At 70.0% G+C, this 2,904-nt stretch carries 3 protein-coding genes; 1 reads left to right on the forward strand and 2 read right to left on the reverse strand.

Features of this window, described 5'->3' with window-relative positions; genetic code table 11:
- Window positions 1-92: 92 nt before the first annotated feature.
- Together B7L92_RS02955 and glnA are read right to left on the reverse strand one after the other, a co-directional pair.
- Window positions 93-380: an SCO2583/SCO2584 N-terminal domain-containing protein gene (locus B7L92_RS02955; RefSeq protein WP_081235937.1), complete on the reverse strand. Its 288-nt coding sequence runs from the start codon at window positions 378-380 to the stop codon at window positions 93-95.
- A gap of 375 nt (window positions 381-755) precedes the next feature.
- Window positions 756-2,165 carry a type I glutamate--ammonia ligase gene (gene glnA / locus B7L92_RS02960; RefSeq protein ID WP_081235938.1) on the reverse strand — a complete coding sequence of 470 codons (1,410 nt, stop codon included), beginning with the start codon at window positions 2,163-2,165 and terminating at the stop codon, window positions 756-758.
- 208 nt (window positions 2,166-2,373) lie between these two features.
- Between glnA and B7L92_RS02965 the strand changes: the two genes are divergently transcribed.
- The gene (locus B7L92_RS02965; protein WP_081235939.1) at window positions 2,374-2,841 is read left to right on the forward strand and encodes an RDD family protein; all 468 of its coding nucleotides are present in this window, start codon (window positions 2,374-2,376) and stop codon (window positions 2,839-2,841) included.
- Window positions 2,842-2,904 lie beyond the last annotated feature (63 nt).

Genomic DNA, 2,904 nt, shown 5'->3' on the forward strand with positions numbered 1-2,904 from the left:
CACCAATTCGTGCGCCCCCCCCCGTCGACCTGCCGTCCCGGCGATCGTAGGAACCGGTGGAGCGGGCGGGCGCACGAATTGGTGCGGGTGAATCAGTGCGGGCGGAAGTCGATGTACCCGAGGAACAGGATCACCGCCGCCACGCAGCCGAGCACCACGGCCGTCGACACCCAGGACGACCGGCCGGACGACCGCGTGTGCTCCGGGTCGGGGCGGAACGGGACCGGTCCAGGAGGGTTGTCCTTCCAGCGCGCGGCGAGCATCCGGGCCCGGGCGGACGGCTCCTTGTACTCCGCGCCGTCGGCCCACCGCAGGTCGAACTCGCGCTGCTCGGCGTCGTCCTGCTCGTCCCTGCCGCGCCCGCCGTCCTTCTCGGTCATCCCCGTTTCCCCTCTCGAACATCCGTCTGGAACCAGGATCCTCCCACCGGCCCCCTCTGTGAAGCGCCGACCGGGCGCGTCGGCAACCGCTGTCGGGGCGAGGCCGGTTGGGGGCAGGACGATGCCGGGGACGTCTCCGGGAACGGGACGGTTCCCGGGCGGGCGACGACGAACGGGACACGGGGGGGCGCACGGCGACCGTACGGGGAAGCGTCAGCGACGACGGGCGCCGCCGCACCGGCGCCGGGCGCGCACCGCTCCCCGAGGGCACGCCCGACGGGCCGTCCCGTTCCCGAACGCGACGGGGGCCCGCCGCCCCGTGAAGGGTGGCGGGCCCCCGGAAGGGAAGCCCCGGGCCGGGAGGCCCGGTGTCCGTCACACGTCGAAGTAGAGCTCGAACTCGTGCGGGTGCGGACGCAGCTGCAGCGGGGCGATCTCGTTCGCGCGCTTGTAGTCGATCCACGTCTCGATCAGGTCCGGCGTGAACACGTCGCCCTGGAGGAGGAACTCGTGGTCGGCCTCGAGGCGGTCCAGCACGGCGCCGAGGGAGGTCGGGACCTGCGCGACGTTGGCGTGCTCCTCGGGAGCCAGCTCGTAGAGGTCCTTGTCGATCGGCTCGGCCGGCTCGATCTTGTTCTTGATGCCGTCCAGGCCGGCCAGGAGCAGGGCCGAGAAGGCCAGGTACGGGTTGCCGGAGGCGTCCGGGGCGCGGAACTCGACGCGCTTGGCCTTCGGGTTCGACCCGGTGATCGGGATGCGCATCGCGGCGGAGCGGTTGCGCTGCGAGTACACCAGGTTCACCGGGGCCTCGAAGCCCGGCACCAGGCGGTGGTAGGAGTTCACCGTCGGGTTGGTGAAGGCCAGCAGCGACGGGGCGTGCCTGAGGATGCCGCCGATGTAGTAGCGGGCCATGTCCGACAGGCCGGCGTAGCCCTGCTCGTCGTAGAAGAGCGGCTCGCCGCCCGCCCACAGCGACTGGTGGACGTGCATGCCCGAACCGTTGTCACCGAAGATCGGCTTCGGCATGAAGGTCGCGGTCTTGCCGTTGCGCCAGGCGACGTTCTTCACGATGTACTTGAAGAGCTGCAGGTCGTCGGCGGCCGCGAGCAGGGTGTTGAACTTGTAGTTGATCTCGGCCTGGCCGGCGGTGCCCACCTCGTGGTGCTGGCGCTCGACCTTCAGGCCGGCCCGGTCCAGCTCCAGGGAGATCTCGGCGCGCAGGTCGGCGAAGTGGTCGACCGGCGGGACCGGGAAGTAGCCGCCCTTGTAGCGGACCTTGTAGCCGCGGTTGTCCTCCAGCGCACCGGTGTTCCAGGCGCCCGCCTCGGAGTCGATGTGGTAGAAGGACTCGTTCTCGGAGGTCTTGAAGCGCACGCTGTCGAAGACGTAGAACTCGGCCTCGGGACCGAAGAACGCGGTGTCCGCGATGCCGGTGGAGGCGAGGTAGGCCTCGGCCTTCTTGGCCACGTTGCGCGGGTCGCGGGAGTACTGCTCACCCGTGATCGGGTCGTGGATGAAGAAGTTGATGTTCAGCGTCTTGTCACGGCGGAACGGGTCGACGCGGGCGGTCGACAGGTCCGGGAGCAGCGCCATGTCGGACTCGTGGATGGCCTGGAAACCACGGATCGAGGATCCGTCGAAGGCCAGCTCCTCGGCCGGGTCGAACGTGTCGGCAGGCACGGTGAAGTGCTGCATCACACCCGGGAGGTCGCAGAAGCGGACATCGACGAACTTGACGTCCTCGTCCGCGATGAACTTCTTGGCCTCGTCGGCGTTCTGGAACATCCAGCTCCTCCTACTCCCGACCGTCCCGCCGGGGTGGTAGATCGTTCGTGCGGCCAGTGCGGGTGGCACACGTTGCACTCGACCCTAGGGACGGGTCATTTCTCGGGCGTGACCCGTTTGTTTCGCACGCGTTAACCGACGCCTTTCCACAGTAGCCCCGGGTACCCCTCCGTCCTCCGGTCATATCCGGGCGCAGTACCGTGGACGGGTGGACAACAGGCAAGCAATCGGATCATGGCTGTCCGGGCCGCGCGCGGCCATGGAGGACGCCGGTGCCGAGTTCGGCTACCGGGGCGAGCAGCTGGGACTGCCGGAGGAGGGACCGGGCTCGATCGCCCGGCCGGGCCGCAGGCTCGGGGCCCTCGCCGTGGACTGGTCCCTGTGCATGCTGATCGCACACGGTCTCATCACCGACGGCTACGGACAGGCGACGGGCAACTGGGCGCTGCTGGTGTTCTTCGTGCTGAGCGTCCTCACCGTCGGGACGGTCGGCTTCACCCCCGGCAAGCGGCTGTTCGGCCTGCGCGTGGTCGCCCTCGACACCGGGCAGGTCCATCCGGGCCGGGGCCTGCTGCGCTCGGCCCTGCTCTGCCTCGCCCTACCCGCCCTGATCTGGGACCGCGACGGCCGCGGCCTGCACGACCGGCTCGCCCGCACGGTCGAGGTGCGGATCTGACCTCCACCGCCACGGCATGCGTCGAGGGGGCGCCCGGATCACTCCGGGCGCCCCCTCGACGCA

This window comes from Streptomyces viridosporus, assembly GCF_002078235.1.
GTDB classification, from domain to species: Bacteria; Actinomycetota; Actinomycetes; order Streptomycetales; family Streptomycetaceae; genus Streptomyces; species Streptomyces viridosporus.

Bases quoted from the DNA above. Each gene is read 5' to 3' on its own strand.
- B7L92_RS02955 (WP_081235937.1), bottom strand. From the start codon at position 380: ATGACCGAGAAGGACGGCGGGCGCGGCAGGGACGAGCAGGACGACGCC.
- glnA (WP_081235938.1), bottom strand. From the start codon at position 2,165: ATGTTCCAGAACGCCGACGAGGCCAAGAAGTTCATCGCGGACGAGGAC.